19 protein-coding genes are annotated in these 18,404 nt (G+C 40.4%); 14 read left to right on the top strand and 5 right to left on the bottom strand.

Annotated features, from left to right (window positions below; translation table 11 throughout):
* Position 1: 1 nt before the first annotated feature.
* The 9 genes from O3601_RS05900 to pepC all read left to right on the top strand — a co-directional run bounded on the left by O3601_RS05900 (position 2) and on the right by pepC (position 7,772).
* Entirely contained in the window at positions 2 to 1,312 is a 1,311-nt protein-coding gene (locus O3601_RS05900; protein WP_371471698.1) for a DUF262 domain-containing protein, read from the top strand.
* A complete protein-coding gene (locus O3601_RS05895) occupies positions 1,306 to 3,237 on the top strand; it encodes a DUF262 domain-containing protein (RefSeq protein WP_153192758.1) in 1,932 nt (643 codons plus the stop codon). Before O3601_RS05900 ends, O3601_RS05895 begins: the two co-directional genes overlap by 7 nt.
* A gap of 89 nt (positions 3,238 to 3,326) precedes the next feature.
* Positions 3,327 to 3,590, top strand: a complete 264-nt coding sequence (locus tag O3601_RS05890; RefSeq protein WP_153192760.1) for a type II toxin-antitoxin system RelB/DinJ family antitoxin — start codon at positions 3,327 to 3,329, stop codon at positions 3,588 to 3,590.
* A complete protein-coding gene (locus O3601_RS05885; protein WP_261025629.1) occupies positions 3,583 to 3,861 on the top strand; it encodes a type II toxin-antitoxin system YafQ family toxin in 279 nt (92 codons plus the stop codon). The genes O3601_RS05890 and O3601_RS05885 overlap by 8 nt, the downstream gene beginning before the upstream one ends.
* Before the next feature lie 20 nt (positions 3,862 to 3,881).
* Positions 3,882 to 4,034, top strand: a complete 153-nt coding sequence (locus O3601_RS05880; protein WP_000776626.1) for a hypothetical protein — start codon at positions 3,882 to 3,884, stop codon at positions 4,032 to 4,034.
* Between the two features lie 21 nt (positions 4,035 to 4,055).
* Entirely contained in the window at positions 4,056 to 5,297 is a 1,242-nt protein-coding gene (locus tag O3601_RS05875) for an aminopeptidase (RefSeq protein ID WP_371471694.1), read from the top strand.
* Between the two features lie 9 nt (positions 5,298 to 5,306).
* Positions 5,307 to 5,537: a GlsB/YeaQ/YmgE family stress response membrane protein gene (locus O3601_RS05870; protein ID WP_000901572.1), complete on the top strand. Its 231-nt coding sequence runs from the start codon at positions 5,307 to 5,309 to the stop codon at positions 5,535 to 5,537.
* A gap of 66 nt (positions 5,538 to 5,603) precedes the next feature.
* Positions 5,604 to 6,326, top strand: coding sequence for a pseudouridine synthase (locus O3601_RS05865; protein ID WP_371471691.1), 723 nt, complete (start codon positions 5,604 to 5,606; stop codon positions 6,324 to 6,326).
* 111 nt (positions 6,327 to 6,437) lie between these two features.
* Positions 6,438 to 7,772, top strand: a complete 1,335-nt coding sequence (pepC, locus tag O3601_RS05860) for an aminopeptidase C (protein ID WP_371471689.1) — start codon at positions 6,438 to 6,440, stop codon at positions 7,770 to 7,772.
* A 54-nt stretch (positions 7,773 to 7,826) separates the two neighbouring features.
* Here pepC and O3601_RS05855 read toward each other — a convergent pair whose 3' ends face one another.
* From O3601_RS05855 to O3601_RS05835, 5 genes are all read right to left on the bottom strand, one after another.
* Positions 7,827 to 8,738 (bottom strand): PTS system mannose/fructose/sorbose family transporter subunit IID, encoded by a 912-nt coding sequence (locus tag O3601_RS05855; protein ID WP_033676082.1) that lies wholly within the window; start codon positions 8,736 to 8,738, stop codon positions 7,827 to 7,829.
* A gap of 23 nt (positions 8,739 to 8,761) precedes the next feature.
* Complete coding sequence (locus O3601_RS05850) at positions 8,762 to 9,565, bottom strand: PTS mannose/fructose/sorbose transporter subunit IIC (RefSeq protein ID WP_000022716.1); 804 nt, start codon at positions 9,563 to 9,565, stop codon at positions 8,762 to 8,764.
* Positions 9,566 to 9,590: 25 nt separating this feature from the next.
* A complete protein-coding gene (locus tag O3601_RS05845) occupies positions 9,591 to 10,580 on the bottom strand; it encodes a PTS sugar transporter subunit IIB (protein WP_261025639.1) in 990 nt (329 codons plus the stop codon).
* Between the two features lie 234 nt (positions 10,581 to 10,814).
* Entirely contained in the window at positions 10,815 to 11,834 is a 1,020-nt protein-coding gene (adhP, locus tag O3601_RS05840) for an alcohol dehydrogenase AdhP (protein WP_000649145.1), read from the bottom strand.
* A gap of 329 nt (positions 11,835 to 12,163) precedes the next feature.
* Positions 12,164 to 12,976 (bottom strand): Cof-type HAD-IIB family hydrolase, encoded by an 813-nt coding sequence (locus tag O3601_RS05835; RefSeq protein ID WP_261040155.1) that lies wholly within the window; start codon positions 12,974 to 12,976, stop codon positions 12,164 to 12,166.
* A gap of 189 nt (positions 12,977 to 13,165) precedes the next feature.
* On the opposite strand from O3601_RS05835, the gene O3601_RS05830 reads away from it, so the two are divergent.
* The 5 genes from O3601_RS05830 (at position 13,166) to folE (ending at position 18,282) form a co-directional block, all read left to right on the top strand.
* Positions 13,166 to 14,584, top strand: coding sequence for an NCS2 family permease (locus O3601_RS05830; RefSeq protein WP_000359256.1), 1,419 nt, complete (start codon positions 13,166 to 13,168; stop codon positions 14,582 to 14,584).
* A 57-nt stretch (positions 14,585 to 14,641) separates the two neighbouring features.
* Entirely contained in the window at positions 14,642 to 15,349 is a 708-nt protein-coding gene (locus O3601_RS05825; RefSeq protein ID WP_261040154.1) for a CPBP family intramembrane glutamic endopeptidase, read from the top strand.
* A 93-nt stretch (positions 15,350 to 15,442) separates the two neighbouring features.
* Positions 15,443 to 16,423 carry a dihydropteroate synthase gene (folP, locus tag O3601_RS05820; RefSeq protein ID WP_261025652.1) on the top strand — a complete coding sequence of 327 codons (981 nt, stop codon included), beginning with the start codon at positions 15,443 to 15,445 and terminating at the stop codon, positions 16,421 to 16,423.
* A gap of 1 nt (position 16,424) precedes the next feature.
* A complete protein-coding gene (locus O3601_RS05815; RefSeq protein ID WP_261025654.1) occupies positions 16,425 to 17,747 on the top strand; it encodes a bifunctional folylpolyglutamate synthase/dihydrofolate synthase in 1,323 nt (440 codons plus the stop codon).
* The gene (gene folE, locus O3601_RS05810; RefSeq protein WP_049541070.1) at positions 17,728 to 18,282 is read left to right on the top strand and encodes a GTP cyclohydrolase I FolE; all 555 of its coding nucleotides are present in this window, start codon (positions 17,728 to 17,730) and stop codon (positions 18,280 to 18,282) included. The genes O3601_RS05815 and folE overlap by 20 nt, the downstream gene beginning before the upstream one ends.
* The last annotated feature ends 122 nt before the right edge of the window (positions 18,283 to 18,404 follow it).

Here is an 18,404-nt window from a genome sequence, read left to right as displayed (position 1 = left end):
AATGACTATTCAATTTACTTCTAAAAAGGTTGGAGAACTATTGAAAGAAGGGAATTTGCGGATTCCTTCTTATCAAAGACCTTATAAATGGAACAGAAAACATATCCGTAATCTTTTTTATGATTTACGAGATGCTATGGGGAAAAAGGAATATCAGATTGGTTCCGTTATCTTACATGAAAATGATGGATATGATATTGTCGATGGACAGCAACGGCTAATTTCAATTTCCTTGTTTCTTCATTTATTAGATAGATTAGAGAATTATAAGGGTGCTAAGCAACTGCTGAGTGCTGCTGTATTTGGAGAGCTATCTTGCTATCATGCGAGTGAAAATTATAATGAGTGGGAAAATTTGACTCAATTGGTTGGCGAAAATCAGGCAAAAGATATTTGCAATTTTTTATTGGAAAATTGTTCTGTCTCCGTGATTACTATGCCAAAGAAACGATTATCTGAAGCCTTTCAGTTATTTGATTCTCAGAATAATCGTGGAAAATCTTTAGAACCTCATGATTTGCTCAAAGCCTATCATCTTCGCAAGCAAGATTCCGAAGATGAAAGAATTGTGGAAAAGTGGGAGCAATTTGTAGAAGATAAAGATTTAAGTCTCAAAGAGTTATTTGATAAACATCTTTTTCGTATGAGACGTTGGTCGCGAGGAGAGACAGGATTGACAAACAAGCGTTATGGATCTTATCTCCGTTTTACAGAGGATTTTATTGACGATTTTAAAGGCGTTGATTTGAATCAGAACTTTCCATATCTAGAATTGTATCGTCATATTGAAAAATTCCCTCTTTCAATTACTATGCCAATCATTGATGGAAGTACATTTTTTGAATATATTGAATCTGCTCATAAAACTATTAAAGATCATAAAGATTTTTTAAATGCAAAGTTAGGATTTTCTGATGAGCCTGAAGGGGAAGAAAAAAATCTTGCTTACCCAAAAGGTATGTTAAACATTTACAATAGCTCAAAAGGACGCTACCTCAAGTGTCACAATATATTCTTAAATATTTGCTCGCTTTTTGCAGAGAGATTTGGAAAAGATGAGCTATCAAAGGATATAGTAGAGACCTTGTTTATTTGGTCTTATTACCCTCGAGTTAAGTCTAAAGCAATATATGATGCAACTTTTGGAAACTATGCTGCTGGTGGAAGGTTTAGACAAAAAGAGGTTCAAAAACTATTTCAACTTTTAGCTCATGCTGTCACTCCGAATGATTTCATGATCAAGATAGATAGAGAGCTATTTGAAAATTATACTGTGGACAAGATTATAGAAGAGGAAAAAGGTAAATGGTAGAAACACATATAAGCTTATCAGTTAATCGTTTGTTAAATGAAGATATCTATGCTATTCCTCTTTATCAGAGAAATTTTGCCTGGACTTATGATGAGATTGAGCAGTTATTGAATGACGTAGCAGATGCTTTTCAAGAAAATAGAGACAATTACTACTATATTGGAACATTAGTCGTTAATAAAGAGAATGACATTTTCAAAATTATAGATGGGCAACAGCGAACAACAGCCCTTAATTTGATTGCCTTAGCTTTGAAGCATGAGTTTTGTTTTGATAGATTGAAATCTGTCAATCTTACTTTCCCAGCTAGGAAGAAGTCAAATGAGAACATTCAAAAGCTATTTACCAAGCAAAAAATTTCTGAGGACGATGAAAATGAGCTGACTAGAGGTTATAGACATGCTTATGACGCATTGAAAAAAATGCTAGAGGAGCGGCAATTTGAATCTGAATCTTTCTTTAATTATCTATTTGATAATGTCATTATTTTTCGTAGTATTCTTCCCAATGATTTAGATTTGAATTTATATTTCGAACGTTTCAACTCTCGAGGAGAACAACTAGAGGCTCATGAGATTCTTAAGGCACAAATGATGTCTAAATTTGGTGAAGATCAAGAAATGGCGCAAAAGTTTGCAAGAATCTGGGATGCCTGCGCAGAGTTTGATAAGCCGGTAATCAATGCATTTACAAAAAAAGCAAAGAACAAGCATCATGATGCAGAGAGAGAAAAAATATTTCCTTTGAATTGGATTAAAAGAAATAATTATCAGAATAGCTTTCTTTTAAATATCGATAAGTCCTTAAGTCAAATAGAAGTTCAATCAACTAATAAGAAATCTTTATTCTCTAGTATAGAAAATAAAGAATCTACAATAGTTAAAGTAATATCAGATACGAATGAAGTGGAAAAATACAGAACGATTATAAACTTTGAAACATTTTTATATTTCGTCTATTATATAACATTTGGAAATGTATCCCCTTCTGATATACAGCTAGATGACAAGAAATTATTAGAAACATTTGAAAATGTAATTAATGTTAATACAAACTTAGAGGATGTTACATTATTTATTAGGAATTTATTGAAATTAAAATTTATATTTGATAATTTGATCGTACGAATGTCTCAAGAGACTAATAATAGAAGACAAGAAAATGATTGGTTTCTGCAGAAAGTTTATCGGAATGATTATAATAACAAAACAGGAGGAGATTTATTTGTTCAATATTATTTTGATAAAAATTCTTTTGAAAAGTTTAATGATGATATTTTAATGCTCCAATCCATGTTTGCTGTGACCTTTACTGCCAATCGTGACAGTCGTTGGTTATATGAGATCTTGCAATTCTTGTTTAACCATATTGAAGAGTTAAATCAAGCAGAATTTGCTGGCTTGTTTAAGGATTTTCTTGAGAAAATGGCAGTGAGATATGCTAAAGAAAGTTTGTTTGACAAGGATAGAAATATCAAAAGATATGGTGCCATTCGTGTTTATGATTTCAATTTTATAGATTATGTTTTATGGAAAAATTGTTCGGATTTAAAAGGAAAGTATTCGAGCGTTGAATTTGAAGATTTTAAGTTTACATATCGTCGTTCCATAGAGCACTGGTTTCCACAACATCCAAATAGTGATGAAATAGTTGAAAAGATTGATGATAAATTTTTGCACTCCTTCGGGAATCTTTGTATCATTACAGATAGTCAGAATTCGAAGTTTGGAAATTTAGTTCCAAGTGCAAAATATAATCAATGGCAAGATATATTTTATCGTCAAAGTTTAAAATTACAGATAATGGCAGAGATAACTTCTAAAAAAGATTCTGGTTGGGGTCCGGAACAAATAACAGAACTGGAAAAAGAGATCTTGACTAGGGTAAATGATTTTATAGAAAGCAAGTCATCAGAGCAACGATAATCATCTATCCAAAGAGGCTAATGTATATCCAATAGATTTACATTAGCCTTCTTTTTTGTTAAAATAGTCTATAGAAAGAGGGTGAGAGTATGTCAAAGACGAGCATGAGTATCCGTTTGGATAGTGAGGTTAAGGAGCAGGCCCAACAGGTGTTTAATAACCTGGGAATGGATATGACAACAGCTATCAATATTTTCCTTCGTCAAGCTATTCAATATCAGGGTTTACCTTTCGATGTTAGACTAGACGAGAGTCGGAACTTGCTTGAGGTATTAACGGATTTAGACCAAAATCGTAATATGAGCCAATCCTTTGAATCAATCTCTGACTTGATGGAGGATTTGCGTGCTTAAGATTCGTTATCATAAACAGTTTAAAAAAGATTTTAAGTTGGCTATGAAGCGTGGTTTGAAGGTAGAATTATTAGAAGAAGTTTTAAATTTTCTTGTTCAAGAAAAAGAACTTCCTGCTAGATATCGTGATCATCAATTGACGGCATCCAAGCATTTTCAAGGAGTTCGTGAATGCCATATCCAGCCAGATTGGCTTTTGGTTTATAAAGTAGACAAGGAAGAATTGATTTTAAATTTGCTGAGGACAGGCAGTCATAGTGATTTGTTTTAATAAATTTTAAGGTGGTTCTCATGAAACTAAGAATTTTTGCGGAAGATAAGCCGGCTGAGAAGGTATTTGAATATCAATTAGAACTTGCTGACCAGACAATCCTTCTATCAACAGCACTCTTGTCAGGTGCTATTGCTTTAGCAGGATTATTCTCTGCTTTGAAAGAAAAATAAAAATAGAAAAGAGAAAACAACATGGTTTTACCAAATTTTAAAGAAAATCTAGAAAAATATGCGAAATTATTGGTTGCGAACGGAATTAATGTGCAACCTGGTCACACTTTGGCTCTCTCTATCGATGTGGAGCAACGTGAGTTGGCTCACTTAATTGTCAAAGAAGCTTATGCCTTGGGTGCGCATGAGGTCATCGTTCAGTGGACAGATGATGTCATTAACCGTGAGAAATTCCTCCATGCGCCGATGGAGCGTCTGGACAATGTACCAGAATACAAGATTGCTGAGATGAATTATCTTTTGGAGAACAAGGCTAGCCGTCTCGGAGTTCGTTCATCTGATCCAGGTGCCTTGAACGGAGTGGACGCTGACAAGCTTTCATCTTCTGCTAAAGCTATGGGACTTGCTATGAAGCCAATGCGCATCGCAACGCAATCCAACAAGGTTAGCTGGACTGTAGCAGCCGCTGCTGGACTTGAGTGGGCTAAGAAAGTCTTTCCAAATGCTGCGAGCGACGAAGAAGCAGTCGATCTCCTTTGGGACCAAATTTTCAAAACTTGCCGTGTCTACGAAGCAGATCCTGTTAAGGCCTGGGAAGAGCATGCAGCTATTCTCAAGAGCAAGGCCGATATGCTTAATAAAGAGCAATTTTCAGCTCTTCACTACACAGCGCCAGGAACAGATTTGACACTTGGTTTGCCAAAGAACCACGTTTGGGAATCAGCTGGTGCTATCAATGCGCAGGGCGAAGGATTCTTGCCAAATATGCCGACAGAGGAAGTCTTCACAGCACCTGACTTCCGTCGTGCAGATGGTTATGTAACTTCTACAAAACCGCTTAGCTATAACGGAAATATTATTGAAGGTATTAAGGTGACTTTTAAGGATGGACAAATCGTTGACATCACTGCTGAGAAGGGTGACCAGGTTATGAAAGACCTTGTCTTTGAAAATGCGGGTGCGCGTGCCTTGGGTGAATGTGCCTTGGTACCAGATCCAAGCCCAATTTCTCAGTCAGGCATTACCTTCTTTAACACCCTTTTCGATGAAAATGCATCAAATCACTTAGCTATCGGTGCAGCCTATGCGACTAGCGTCGTTGGTGGAGCAGAGATGAGTGAAGAGGAGCTTGAGGCTGCGGGGCTTAACCGTTCAGATGTTCACGTGGACTTTATGATTGGATCTAGTCAAATGGATATCGATGGTATCCGTGAGGATGGGACACGTGTACCACTCTTCCGTAACGGAGATTGGGCAAATTAAGGAGATAATATGTTAGGAAGTATGTTCGTTGGTCTCCTAGTGGGATTTTTAGCAGGTACTCTGACCAATCGTGGAGAGCGAATGGGATGTTTTGGAAAAATGTTTCTAGGCTGGATTGGTGCCTTTATAGGGCATTTGCTTTTTGGGACTTGGGGACCGATAATAGCAGGAACTGCCATTATTCCGGCAGTACTAGGTTCCATGATTGTCTTAGCGATTTTCTGGAGACGAGGAAGTTAGTTTCTTATAAAGAAAAAAGAGGGAGGCATTTGCTAGCCCTCCTTTTGAGTGTGATATAATAGTTCTATGAGATTAGATAAATTTTTAGTTGCCTGCGCTGTAGGGAGTCGGACAGAAGTTAAAAACTTTCTTAAGGCTGGGCGCGTGACGGTAAATGGTAAAAAAGAGAAATCAGCTAAATTGCAGATTGATGAAAAAATAGATGAGATTCGCTTTGACGGGCAAGTGTTGGAGTATGAAGAGTTTGTCTATTACATGATGAACAAGCCTCAAGGTATTATTTCAGCGACTGAGGATCCCAAGCACAGAACCGTTCTGGACTTGTTGGATGACTTGGCTCGGAGCAAGGAAGTTTTCCCAGTAGGGCGCTTGGATATTGATACGCATGGTCTTTTGCTCTTGACTAATGATGGTCAGCTTGCCCATGCTCTTCTTTCACCCAAGCGTCATGTGGACAAGACGTATCTGGCTCAGGTCAAGGGAATTATGACCCAAGAAGATGTGGAGACATTTGCCAAGGGAATTCCTCTTAAAGACTTTACTTGTCAGCCTGCTAGACTGGAGCTTGTATCCATAGAGACAGAAAAGAATCAAAGTCAAATCCGTGTGACCATTGCAGAAGGGAAGTTCCATCAGGTCAAGCGTATGGTGGCCTACTGTGGCAAGGAAGTAGTAGACTTGCAACGTTTGACTATGGGAACTTTAGTTTTAGATGAGAACTTGCAACGAGGAGAATGGCGTCGCTTGACCAAGGAAGAATTAGAGGTTCTCCTTGCTAGTATCGCTTAATTTAGTTTATATTAGAAAAAGGTGAGGGAGAATGTCCTTGCCTTTTATGTTTTTCAGTTGCTTCCTTTGTGAAAAGAGTTATAATAGACTGTAGAATAAAAGGAGGAATCTATGAACGCGATTCAAGAATCATTTACTGATAAACTATTTGCCAACTATGAAGCAAATGTCAAATACCAAGCGATTGAAAATGCTGCCAGCCACAACGGAATTTTTGCAGCCCTAGAACGTCGCCAAAGCCATGTAGACAACACCCCTGTTTTCTCATTGGATTTGACCAAGGACAAGGTAACCAACCAGAAAGCATCTGGTCGTTGCTGGATGTTTGCAGCCCTTAACACCTTCCGTCACAAACTCATCTCTCAATACAAATTGGAGAACTTTGAGTTGTCACAGGCCCATACTTTCTTCTGGGACAAGTATGAGAAATCAAACTGGTTCTTGGAGCAAGTCATTGCGACTACAGACCAAGACTTGACGAGCCGTAAGGTTAAATTCCTACTTCAAACACCACAACAAGATGGCGGTCAGTGGGATATGGTCGTTGCCCTCTTTGAGAAATACGGTGTCGTTCCTAAGTCAGTTTATCCTGAGTCTGTTTCATCTAGCAGCAGTCGTGAGCTTAATGCAATCCTTAATAAATTGCTTCGTCAAGATGCTCAAATCTTGCGTGACTTGCTTGCTTCTGGCGCAGACCAAGCGACTGTTCAAGCTAAGAAAGAAGACCTCTTGCAAGAAATTTTTAATTTCCTTGCTATGTCATTGGGACTTCCTCCACGTAAATTTGACTTTGCTTATCGCGATAAGGATAACAACTACCAAAGTGAAAAGAGCATTACTCCACAAGAATTTTACAAGAAATATGTCAATCTTCCTCTAGAAGACTACGTTTCTGTTATCAATGCTCCAACTGCTGATAAACCTTATGGCCAATCTTATACAGTTGAGATGTTGGGGAATGTGGTTGGTAGCCGTGAGGTTCGTTACATCAACGTGCCGATGGAGCGCTTGAAAGAATTGGCAATTGCCCAAATGCAAACAGGTGAGACTGTTTGGTTTGGTTCAGATGTCGGTCAGCTCAGCAACCGTAAAGCTGGAATTCTTGCGACAGATGTTTATGACTTTGAATCAAGCATGGACATTAAACTCACTCAAGACAAGGCTGGACGTTTGGACTACAGCGAGAGCTTGATGACCCACGCTATGGTCTTGACAGGTGTGGACTTGGACGAAAATGGGAAATCAACTAAGTGGAAGGTTGAAAACTCATGGGGAGACAAGGTTGGTACAGATGGTTACTTTGTTGCCTCAGACGCTTGGATGGACGAATACACTTACCAAATCGTTGTACGTAAGGAATTGCTGACAGCAGAAGAACAAGCTGCCTATGAAGCAGAACCAATCGTACTTGCACCTTGGGATCCAATGGGAGCCTTGGCAGAATAAAAGTATAGGAAAAAGGAATCAGGCTTAGAACCTGGTTCCTTTTAAGTTGTTTGATTACATGATGTGCAGAACATGTGCCACAATACCCACTGCGAAGAGGGCAAGGATGATAGTGATTGGAGATACTTTTTTCTTAAGCAAGTACATGCAAAGGAAAGTAAGGAGTAGTCCTGATAGTCCAGGGATCAACATATCCAAGTTTTGTTGGAAAGTAGTAACTTTTTCAGGAGTTTGAGACAATCCTTGTCCTACTTGTGCGAATGCTTCTTGGATACCTTTAGATCCTTCTGGCAATTTATCCCAATGGATATAAGCCTTTTCATCTAGTTGAACTTTGGCAACATCGAAAGCAAATTTAATATTTACCCAACGTTGAACAAGGACAGCAAGAATGAACATACCAAGGATAGAGGCCCCTTTAGTGATGTCTTGAAGGATACCGCCAGACATATCTTTAGTGATTTCTGATCCAGCCTTGTATCCAATCTCTTGTGTATACCATAAGAATGACATACGAATCAAGTTCCAAAGAACGAAGAAGAGGATTGGACCTAAGATATTACCAGTAAGGGCAAGTGAAGCACCGAGTGATCCAAGGATTGGGCGTACTGTAAACCAGAATACTGGGTCACCGATACCAGCAAGAGGTCCCATCATACCGATTTTAACCCCTTGGATAGCAGCATCATCGATTTCAACACCGTTAGCACGTTCTTCTTCAAGTGCAAGAGTAACCCCCATGATTGGAGCGGCTACGTATGGGTGAGTGTTGAAGAACTCAAGATGGCGTTCAAGAGCAGCGATTTGATCTTCTTTTTTAGTGTAGAGTTTTTTAAGAGCTGGAATTAATGAGTAAGCCCAACCCAAGTTTTGCATACGTTCATAGTTCCAAGAACCTTGTAAGAAAGTTGAACGCCACCAAACTTTTTTACGATCTGATTTAGTTAATTGAAGTTTTTCAGTCATGATGTTTTCAGTCCTTTCTTATCTTAGTAGTCTTCTAGGATATCGCCGATTGGGTCGTTAGAAGTTGCGGCTCCACCGCCACCGTTTCCACCAGTTTTAGAAAGGTGAAGGTAGATAAGAGCGATAGCAACACCGATAGCACCAAATCCGATTAGAGTAATATCTGACACGGCAGCAAGCACGAAACCGATAGCGAAGAATGGCCATACTTCACGAGTTGCCATCATGTTGATAACCATAGCGTAACCAACGGCAACAACCATACCACCACCGATAGCCATACCATCTTTGAGCCAATCAGGCATAGCATTTAGAATGCTTTGTACTGTTTCAGTTGGTACCATTAGAAGGAGTGCTGCAGGGACTGCAATACGAAGACCTTGAAGAAGAAGTGCGACAAAGTGAGCACGTTCAACTGCTTTGAAGTCACCTTTTTTAGCAGAAGCATCAGCAGTGTGAACCAATCCGACAGAGAGTGTACGGACAATCATAGTCAAGAATAGACCAGCAACTGCAAGAGGGATAGCAACCGCTTGGGCAACACCGATACCTGTCTTAGTAAAGTCGCCACCAAGAACCATGATAATGGCAGCAGCAACAGAAGCAAGAGCAGCGTCAGGAGCTACGGCAGCTCCGATGTTAGCCCAACCAAGGGCGATCATTTGAAGAGAACCACCAAGGATAATCCCTGCTTCAAGGTTACCAGTAACAAGACCGATGAGGGTACAAGCTACGATTGGTTGATGGAATTGGAACTGGTCGAGGATACCTTCAAGACCTGCTAGGAAGGCTACAACGACTACTAAAACCATAGAAATAATAGACATCTTTAAAATCCTTTCATAAAATCGATTATTGCACGTTTGCTTTGTTGATCAAGTCAAACAAATCTTTTTTGGTGTCGTTTGGTACTTTACGTACATCAAATTCAACACCAAGGTCACGCATTTTTTCAAATGTAGCAACGTCTTCTTTATCCATAGACAAAACGTTGTTAACCATTGTTTTACCAGTTGAGTGAGCCATTGATCCAACATTAAGAGTTTTGATTGGCACGCCACCTTCGATAGCACGAAGGGCATCTTGAGGTGTTTCAAACAAGATAAGGGCATGTGTTCCTCCGAAGCGAGGATCTTTTGCAACGTCGATTAGTTTTTGGATAGGAACAACGTTTGCTTTCACTTTACCTGGAGCTGCTTGTTTAATCAATTCTTTACGTAATTCGTCTTTAGCTACGTTATCTGAAGCAACGATGATACGGTCTGCTTTTGAATCTGGAGTCCAAGCAGTTGCAACCTGACCATGAAGTAAACGAGTGTCTAGACGGGCAAGGTTGATTTTGAGTTTACCGTCTCCGATGACAGTTCCTTCTGGAATAGCAGCTTGGGCAACTGGAGCAGCTGCAGCGCTTGCTACTTCCTCAACTGGGTTTAGCTCTTCTGGAAGAGCCTTGATTCCATCTTTGGCTTCTTTAATGATATTCGCAGCGACTTTTTCTACACCTGCAGCAGCGTCCATGAGGCGCTCTGTGTAGGCTTGAATTAACATCGGTAAGTTCAGTCCTGTGATGATGGCAAACTTACGCCCAGGATTTTCTCCCATCACGCGGCTAGCTTGGTTGAATGGAGATCCACTCCAAAGGTCAGCCAAAACTAGAACCTCATCTTCTGCGTCAAATGCAGCAACAGCGTTATTAAACTTAGCGTATAGATCATCAGGACCTTCATTTGGCATAAAGGTTACAACTTGAACCTTTTCTTGTTCACCAAAGATCATAGATCCTGACTGATGAATACCCGCAGCAAATTCGCCGTGGCTCGCAATAATGATTCCGATACTCATTATTGTCATTCCTCCTTTTTTGTTTTAGTTTTCGTTTAAGAAAACTTTAAGACTCTTTAAGTATAAATCGTTTTCATATAAAAAGCAACTATTTATCATAAAAAATTAAAAAGGCTTTCTTTACAAATGTTGATATATTAAACTTTCGAGAGGCGAACTTGAATCCATATTTAAAAATTTAATATAAAAAAGTTGGAAGCGCATTCCAACTTTTTAAAATAGGTTTCTATTAAATTAGTGGGTAAAATCAAGTACCATACGTCCTTGGATTTGACCTTTTTCCATTTCGTCGAAAATGGCTACAGCATCTTCTACTGGACGTTTTTGAACAACTGGAACTACTAAACCTTCTGCACCGAATTGGAAGGCTTCTTCCAAGTCTTTACGAGTTCCTACAAGAGAACCGATGACTTGGATTCCATCTAGAACTGTTTTTACGATACTTAGTTCCATCATTTCAGAAGGAAGACCAACAGCGACGACGCGACCACCGGCACGAACTGAGTCAACAGCCTGGTTGAAGGCAACTTTAGATACAGCAGTTACGACAGCTGAATGAGCTCCTCCATCAGTTTTTTCCTTGATGAGTCCAGGAACATCTTCAACTTCGAGGCCGTTAATAACAATGTCCGCACCAACTTCTTTTGCAAGGGCGAGTTTGTCATTGTTGATATCAACTGCGATGACATGAGCATTGAATACTTTTTTAGCGTATTGAACAGCTAGGTTACCAAGTCCACCAGCACCGTAAAGAACAACCCATTGGCCTGGTTCAACTTTTGCTTCTTTTATAGCTTTATAGGTTGTTACACCAGCACATGTGATAGAAGATGCTTGGGCTGGATCAAGTCCGTCAGGAACTTTGACAGCATAGTCTGCAGTTACGATACATTGTTCAGCCATACCACCATCTACTGAGTAGCCAGCATTTTTTACTGTACGGCAAAGAGTTTCACGGCCAGTTGTACAGTATTCGCAAGTGCCGCATCCTTCAAAGAACCAAGCAACGCTGACGCGGTCACCGACTTTAAGGCTTTTCACATCTGGAGCAATTTCTTTAACGATACCAACACCTTCATGTCCTAGGACACGTCCTGGTACCTGACCGAAGTCGCCATGGGCAACGTGAAGGTCAGTGTGGCAAACGCCACAGTATTCAATTTCTACAAGTGCTTCCCCAGTTTCAAGTGGACGGAGTACTTTTTCTTCAATAGCAACACCAGTGCTTTCTGGATTTACAACAACAGCTTTCATAGCTATCCTCCTTGATATTAACTGAGAGCAGGAGAGACAGGACTGGATTGATTTTGTGTCAACAGAGTCGAGTGTGACGAGCTCTCTTGTATTTATATGTGAAGTATATCACAAAAGAAAGCCTTTTCCAAGGTTTTGGAGGCAAAAAGTAGAACAATCGATTAACTGGTTGATGAGACTGTGAAAAGAGCACAAAGACCAGCTCGCGAGCTGGTCATACTCTTCGAAAATCTCTTCAAACCACGTCAGCTTCGCCTTGCCGTACTCAAGTACTGCCTACGGCTAGCTTCCTAGTTTGCTCTTTGATTTTCATTGAGTATCAGTATGGACTATAAGAATAAGTCTTGCAGGGTTTTGGCAACCCCATCTTGGTCATTGGTCAGGGCAATTTGCTCATCTGCATAGGGGAGTAGGTCTGGATTGGCATTTTTCATGGCATAGCCCTTCCCAGCAAAAGCGAGCATTTCGGTATCATTGTGCTCATCTCCAAAAGCAATCAAATCTTTTTTGTCACGGTTCATTACCTTGAGCAAGTAGTCCAAAGCAAAGGCTTTGTTGACACCTTTTGGGGTACACTCAAGGATATTGAGCGGACCACCCCAAGTATTAATAGAAAGTTGATGCTGGTAGAAGGCATTCATTTCTTTTGCCAAGGCATACTTGTCACTAGCTCTGGTCTGCAACAGAATACAGTTAGGATCCTTGGTTACCAACTCAGGCTGGAATTGATCTTCAGGCTGGAAAGCTTCTACACCAAATAGTTTGGGATTGGCAATTTCTTCATTAGGATTTGTAATGTAGAATTTTTTACGGTATTCTCCAGCGATAAAATCTGCTTGAATGTCCTCTGAACGTCGAACCATGTCTAGCAGATATTTTTTGTCTACAGTCAAACACTTTTCAAAATCCCAAACTTGGTCTGGTAAATGAGTAAGGGAGCCGTTGAAATTAATCATAGGAGTGTTTAAGCCTAGTTCATGGTAAAAATCTTTTGACATACGGTAAGGGCGACCTGTCGTAATAATAACCTGATGGCCTTTTTCAGCAACTTTTTTGATAGTTTCTTTGGTAAAGTCAGAAATTTGACTGTCTGAGTTGAGCAGGGTTCCATCCAGGTCAACTGCAATAATTTTTTTCGTCATAGGGACCTTTCTAGTGTCTTTTCAGATAAGATGTCTACTATTATAACAGAAAGCAGGCAGAAAAGCAGATTCGAAACCAAAAAAGAAATTTCATCAAATTCTTAAATAAATCAAACAAAGATATTGAAAAAGTGAATGATAAATGATATAATTCTATTATTGTTCGTAAAAATTAAAAGGAGATTGATAATGGACAAATTATTTAAACTAAAAGAGAACGGTACAGACGTTCGTACAGAGGTTCTCGCTGGTTTAACAACTTTCTTTGCAATGAGCTATATTCTCTTTGTAAACCCACAAATTCTTTCGCAAACAGGAATGCCTGCTCAGGGTGTATTCCTCGCAACGATTATCGGTGCAGTTGCTGGTACCCTGATGATGGCCTTCTACGCTAACTTGCCATATGCTCAAGCGCCAGGTATGGGACTCAATGCCTTCTTTACCTTTACAGTTGTATTTGGGCTCGGGTATTCTTGGCAAGAAGCCTTGGCTATGGTCTTCATCTGTGGAATTATCTCATTGATTATTACCTTGACAAATGTTCGTAAAATGATCATTGAATCGATTCCCAATGCTCTTCGCTCAGCAATTTCAGCTGGTATCGGTGTCTTTCTTGCCTACGTGGGAATTAAGAATGCTGGACTTTTGAAATTCTCTATCGATCCAGGAAATTACACGGTTGCAGGAGAAGGGGCTGATAAGGCTCAAGCAGCGATTACAGCAAATGCTTCAGCAGTTCCAGGCTTGGTCAGCTTTAATAATCCAGCTGTTTTGGTGGCTCTTGCAGGACTTGCTATTACAATCTTCTTTGTCATTAAAGGGATTAAAGGAGGAATTATCCTCTCTATCTTGACAACAACTGTTCTTGCTATCGCAGTTGGTTTGGTAGATTTGTCTAGTATCGATTTTGCTAATAACCATGTTGGTGCAGCCTTTGAAGACTTGAAGACAGTCTTTGGTGCAGCTCTTGGTTCAGAAGGTTTGGGAGCTTTGATCTCAGATACAGCTCGCTTGCCTGAAACTCTGATGGCCATTCTTGCCTTCTCATTGACAGATATTTTTGACACGATTGGTACCTTGATTGGTACAGGTGAAAAAGTTGGTATCGTAGCGACAAATGGTGAAAATCACCAATCAGCTAAGTTGGACAAGGCTCTTTACTCTGACTTGATTGGTACTTCAATTGGTGCCATCGCTGGTACTTCGAACGTAACGACTTATGTTGAGTCTGCTGCTGGTATCGGTGCAGGTGGACGTACTGGTTTGACAGCCTTGGTCGTGGCAATCTGTTTTGCAATCTCAAGCTTCTTTAGTCCACTTCTAGCGATTGTACCAACAGCCGCTACAGCTCCAATCTTGATTATCGTTGGGATTATGATGCTGGCTAGCTTGAAAAATATCCATTGGGACGATATGTCTGAAGCGGTTCCTGCTTTCTTCACATCTATCTTTATGGGATTCAGCTACTCTATCACCCAAGGGATTGCAGTTGGTTTCTTGACTTACACTTTGACTAAGCTTGTCAAAGGTCAAGCTAAAGATGTTCATGTCATGATTTGGATTTTGGATGCCTTGTTTATCCTTAACTACATCAGCATGGCCTTATAATAGGATAACCCAGGGGGATTTCCCCCTTTTTTTAATACAAAGTCTAGGAGATGAATGATGGAAGAGAAAAGTATGTGGAAAGAATTATTGAATCGTGCAGGCTGGCTGTTAATCTTTTTGCTGGCGACAATCTTATATCAGATTCCTATAGGGGTTACTGCTATTTTAACCTTAAGAGAAGTACCGCTATTACAGTCAGGACTGATAGTTGCTGGTATTTCGATTGTGGTTCTGGTGCTATTTATTATTGGAGCTCGTAAAACGCAATTAGCAAGTTTCAATTTTTCATTTTTTAGAGCTAAGGATTTGGCACGATTGGGCTTGAGTTATTTAGTCATTATCTGTTCAAATATACTTGGTTCTATCTTGTTACAACTGTCAAATGAGACGACAACAAGTAACCAGTCTCAGATTAACGATATGGTTCAGAATAGTTCTCTGATTTCCAGTTTCTTCTTATTGACCTTGCTTGCTCCGATTTGTGAGGAAATCTTGTGTCGGGGAATTGTTCCTAAAAAGATTTTCCGAGGCAAGGAGAACTTGGGATTTGTAGTCGGTACGATTGTGTTTGCTTTATTGCATCAACCAAGTAATTTACCTTCTTTATTGATTTATGGAGGTATGTCGATCGTTCTGTCTTGGACGGCTTACAAGACCCAACGTTTGGAAATGTCTATCTTACTTCACATGATTGTGAATGGGGTTGTTTTCTGTTTGTTGACTCTCGTGGTAATTTTGAGTCGGACATTAGGGATTTCTGTTTAATATTTTTGACAATTGCTTACTTGTTTCTACTGGGAAAAAGATGAATGCAATCGTGTCCATCTTTTTCTTTTTATGGTAAAATAGAGAAATAATATGGTGAAAAGCCTTGAGGGAGTGACCGATATGTCAACTAAAGTAAATCATGCAAAGACAGCTATTTGCGGAATTATCAATGTAACCCCAGATTCCTTTTCGGACGGTGGTCAATTTTTTGCTCTTGAGCAGGCACTCCAGCAGGCTCGTAAATTGATAGCAGAAGGAGCCAGCATGCTAGATATCGGTGGAGAATCAACTCGCCCGGGCAGTAGCTATGTTTATGTTGAGATAGAAGAGGAAATCCAGCGTGTTGTTCCAGTGATTAAAGCAATTCGTAAGGAAAGTGATGTCCTTATTTCTATCGATACTTGGAAGAGCCAGGTGGCAGAGGCTGCTTTGGCTGCTGGTGCTAATCTAGTTAATGATATCACTGGTCTTATGGGTGATGAGAAAATGGCAGATGTGGTTGCTAAGGCTGGTGCGAAAGTAGTCATTATGTTTAATCCAGTCATGGCGCGACCTCAGCACCCTAGCTCGCTCATCTTCCCTCATTTTGGTTTTGGTCAAACCTTTACAGAAAAAGAGTTAGCTGACTTTGAAAAAATGCCAATTGAAGACTTGATGGAGGCTTTCTTTGACAGAGCCCTATCGAGAGCGGACGAAGCTGGAATCGCACAAGAAAATATCCTGTTGGATCTAGGAATCGGCTTTGGTCTGACCAAGAAAGAAAATTTGCTTCTTTTACGGGATCTGGATAAACTACATCAGAAGGGCTATCCAATCTTTCTTGGAGTGTCGCGTAAGCGGTTTGTCATCAATATCCTTGAAGAAAATGGCTTTGAAGTCAATCCTGAGACAGAACTTGGTTTCCGCAATAGGGACACGGCTTCGGCTCATGTAACCAGTATCGCTGCGAGACAGGGTGTGGAAGTGGTGCGCGTGCATGACGTAGCCAGTCACAAGATGGCAGTTGAAATTGCATCAGCCATTCGATTGGCTGATGAAGCGGAAAATTTAGATTTAAAACAATATAAATAAGATGAAAGAAATTGAAAACAATCAGTGGATTGCTAACTACCGGACGGATCAACCGCATTTTGGCTTGGAACGAATGGTGGAACTGTTAGCTTTGCGTGGAAATCCCCATCTCAAACTCAAGGTTATCCATATCGGAGGAACCAATGGCAAGGGGTCTACCATTGCTTTTTTGAAAAATATGCTAGAAAAGCTAGGGCTGAGAGTTGGTGTTTTCAGCTCGCCCTATCTCATTCATTACACAGACCAGATTAGTATCAATGGGGAATCCATTCCCGAGACTAGACTCGAAACTCTCATGGCAGACTATCAGTCTTTGCTGGAGGGGGGAGCAGCCGCTAGTTTACAGGGCACAACCGAGTTTGAGATTATCACAGCCATAGCCTATGACTACTTTGCTTCAGAGCAAGTAGATGTGGCTATCATGGAAGTCGGCATGGGTGGGCTTTTAGATAGTACCAATGTCTGTCAGCCCATTTTGACAGGAATTACGACTATTGGATTGGACCATGTAGCCCTACTTGGTGACACCTTGGAAGCCATAGCAGAGCAGAAAGCTGGTATTATCAAACAAGGTATTCCCTTGGTAACAGGTCGTATCGCTCCAGAAGCTTTGGCTGTGATTGACCGCATTGCGGAAGGGAAAGATGTACCGAGACTTGCCTACGGGGCAGATTATCAGGTTAGTCATCAAAAGAGTGTGGTAACGGGTGAAGTCTTTGACTATACAAGTGTTGTCAGACAAGGTCGCTTCCAGACTGGCCTGCTTGGTTTGCACCAGATAGAGAATGCTGGGATGGCCATAGCTCTACTTGATACTTTTTGTCAAGAAGATGGGCGAGAACTAGCAAGCAATGACCTGCTTGCTCAAGCTTTGGAAGAAACAAGATGGCCGGGGCGTCTGGAGGTCGTGTCAAGGAACCCCTTGATGATCTTGGATGGAGCCCACAATCCCCATGCTATCAAGTCTTTAGTAGCAACCTTGCAAGAACGCTTTGCGGATTATCGTAAGGAAATCCTCTTTACTTGTATCAAAACCAAGGCCTTGGAGGATATGTTGGACTTGCTGGGGGTCATGCCAGATACCGAGCTTACCCTGACACATTTTGACGATAGTCGGGCGACTGATGAAAGCGTGCTGAAAGAGGCAGCTAAGTCTAGAAATCTCAGCTACCAAGGTTGGCAGGATTTTCTAGAGCAGAAATTGACAGATAAAAAAGAAGAGAAAAAAACAGTTAGGATTGTCACAGGTTCCTTGTATTTTTTGAGCCAAGTGAGAGCCTATCTGATGGAGAGGAAAAACGAGAATGGATACACAAAAGATTGAAGCAGCTGTAAAAATGATTATCGAGGCTGTAGGAGAAGACGTTAATCGCGAGGGCTTGCAGGAAACACCTGCTCGTGTTGCTCGTATGTACCAAGAGATTTTTTCAGGTCTTGGTCAAACAGCGGAGGAACATTTGTCAAAATCCTTTGAGATTATTGACGATAATATGGTAGTAGAAAAGGATATCTTTTTCCATACCATGTGTGAACACCACTTCTTGCCATTTTATGGGAAAGCGCATATTGCCTATATTCCAGATGGTCGTGTGGCAGGCTTGTCTAAGCTAGCCCGTACGGTTGAAGTTTATTCGAAAAAACCACAAATTCAAGAACGTTTGAATATCGAAGTAGCCGATGCTTTGATGGAGTATCTAGGTGCTAAAGGAGCCTTTGTTGTCATTGAGGCGGAACATATGTGTATGAGCATGCGTGGTGTCAGAAAACCAGGCACTGCAACCTTGACGACAGTAGCTCGTGGTCTATTTGAAACAGATAAGGACCTTCGAGACCAGGCTTATCGTTTAATGGGACTATAATACTCTTCGAAAATCAAATTCAAACCACGTCAGCTTCCATCTGCAACCTCAAAACAGTGTTTTGAGCAGCCTGCGGCTAGCTTCCTAGTTTGCACTTTGATTTTCATTGAGTATAAAAAGAA

The sequence above is a fragment of the Streptococcus sp. 20925_1_69 genome (genome assembly GCF_041432365.1).
Taxonomy (GTDB): Bacteria; Bacillota; Bacilli; order Lactobacillales; family Streptococcaceae; genus Streptococcus.
This window is presented reverse-complemented; position numbering and strand designations above follow the sequence as displayed.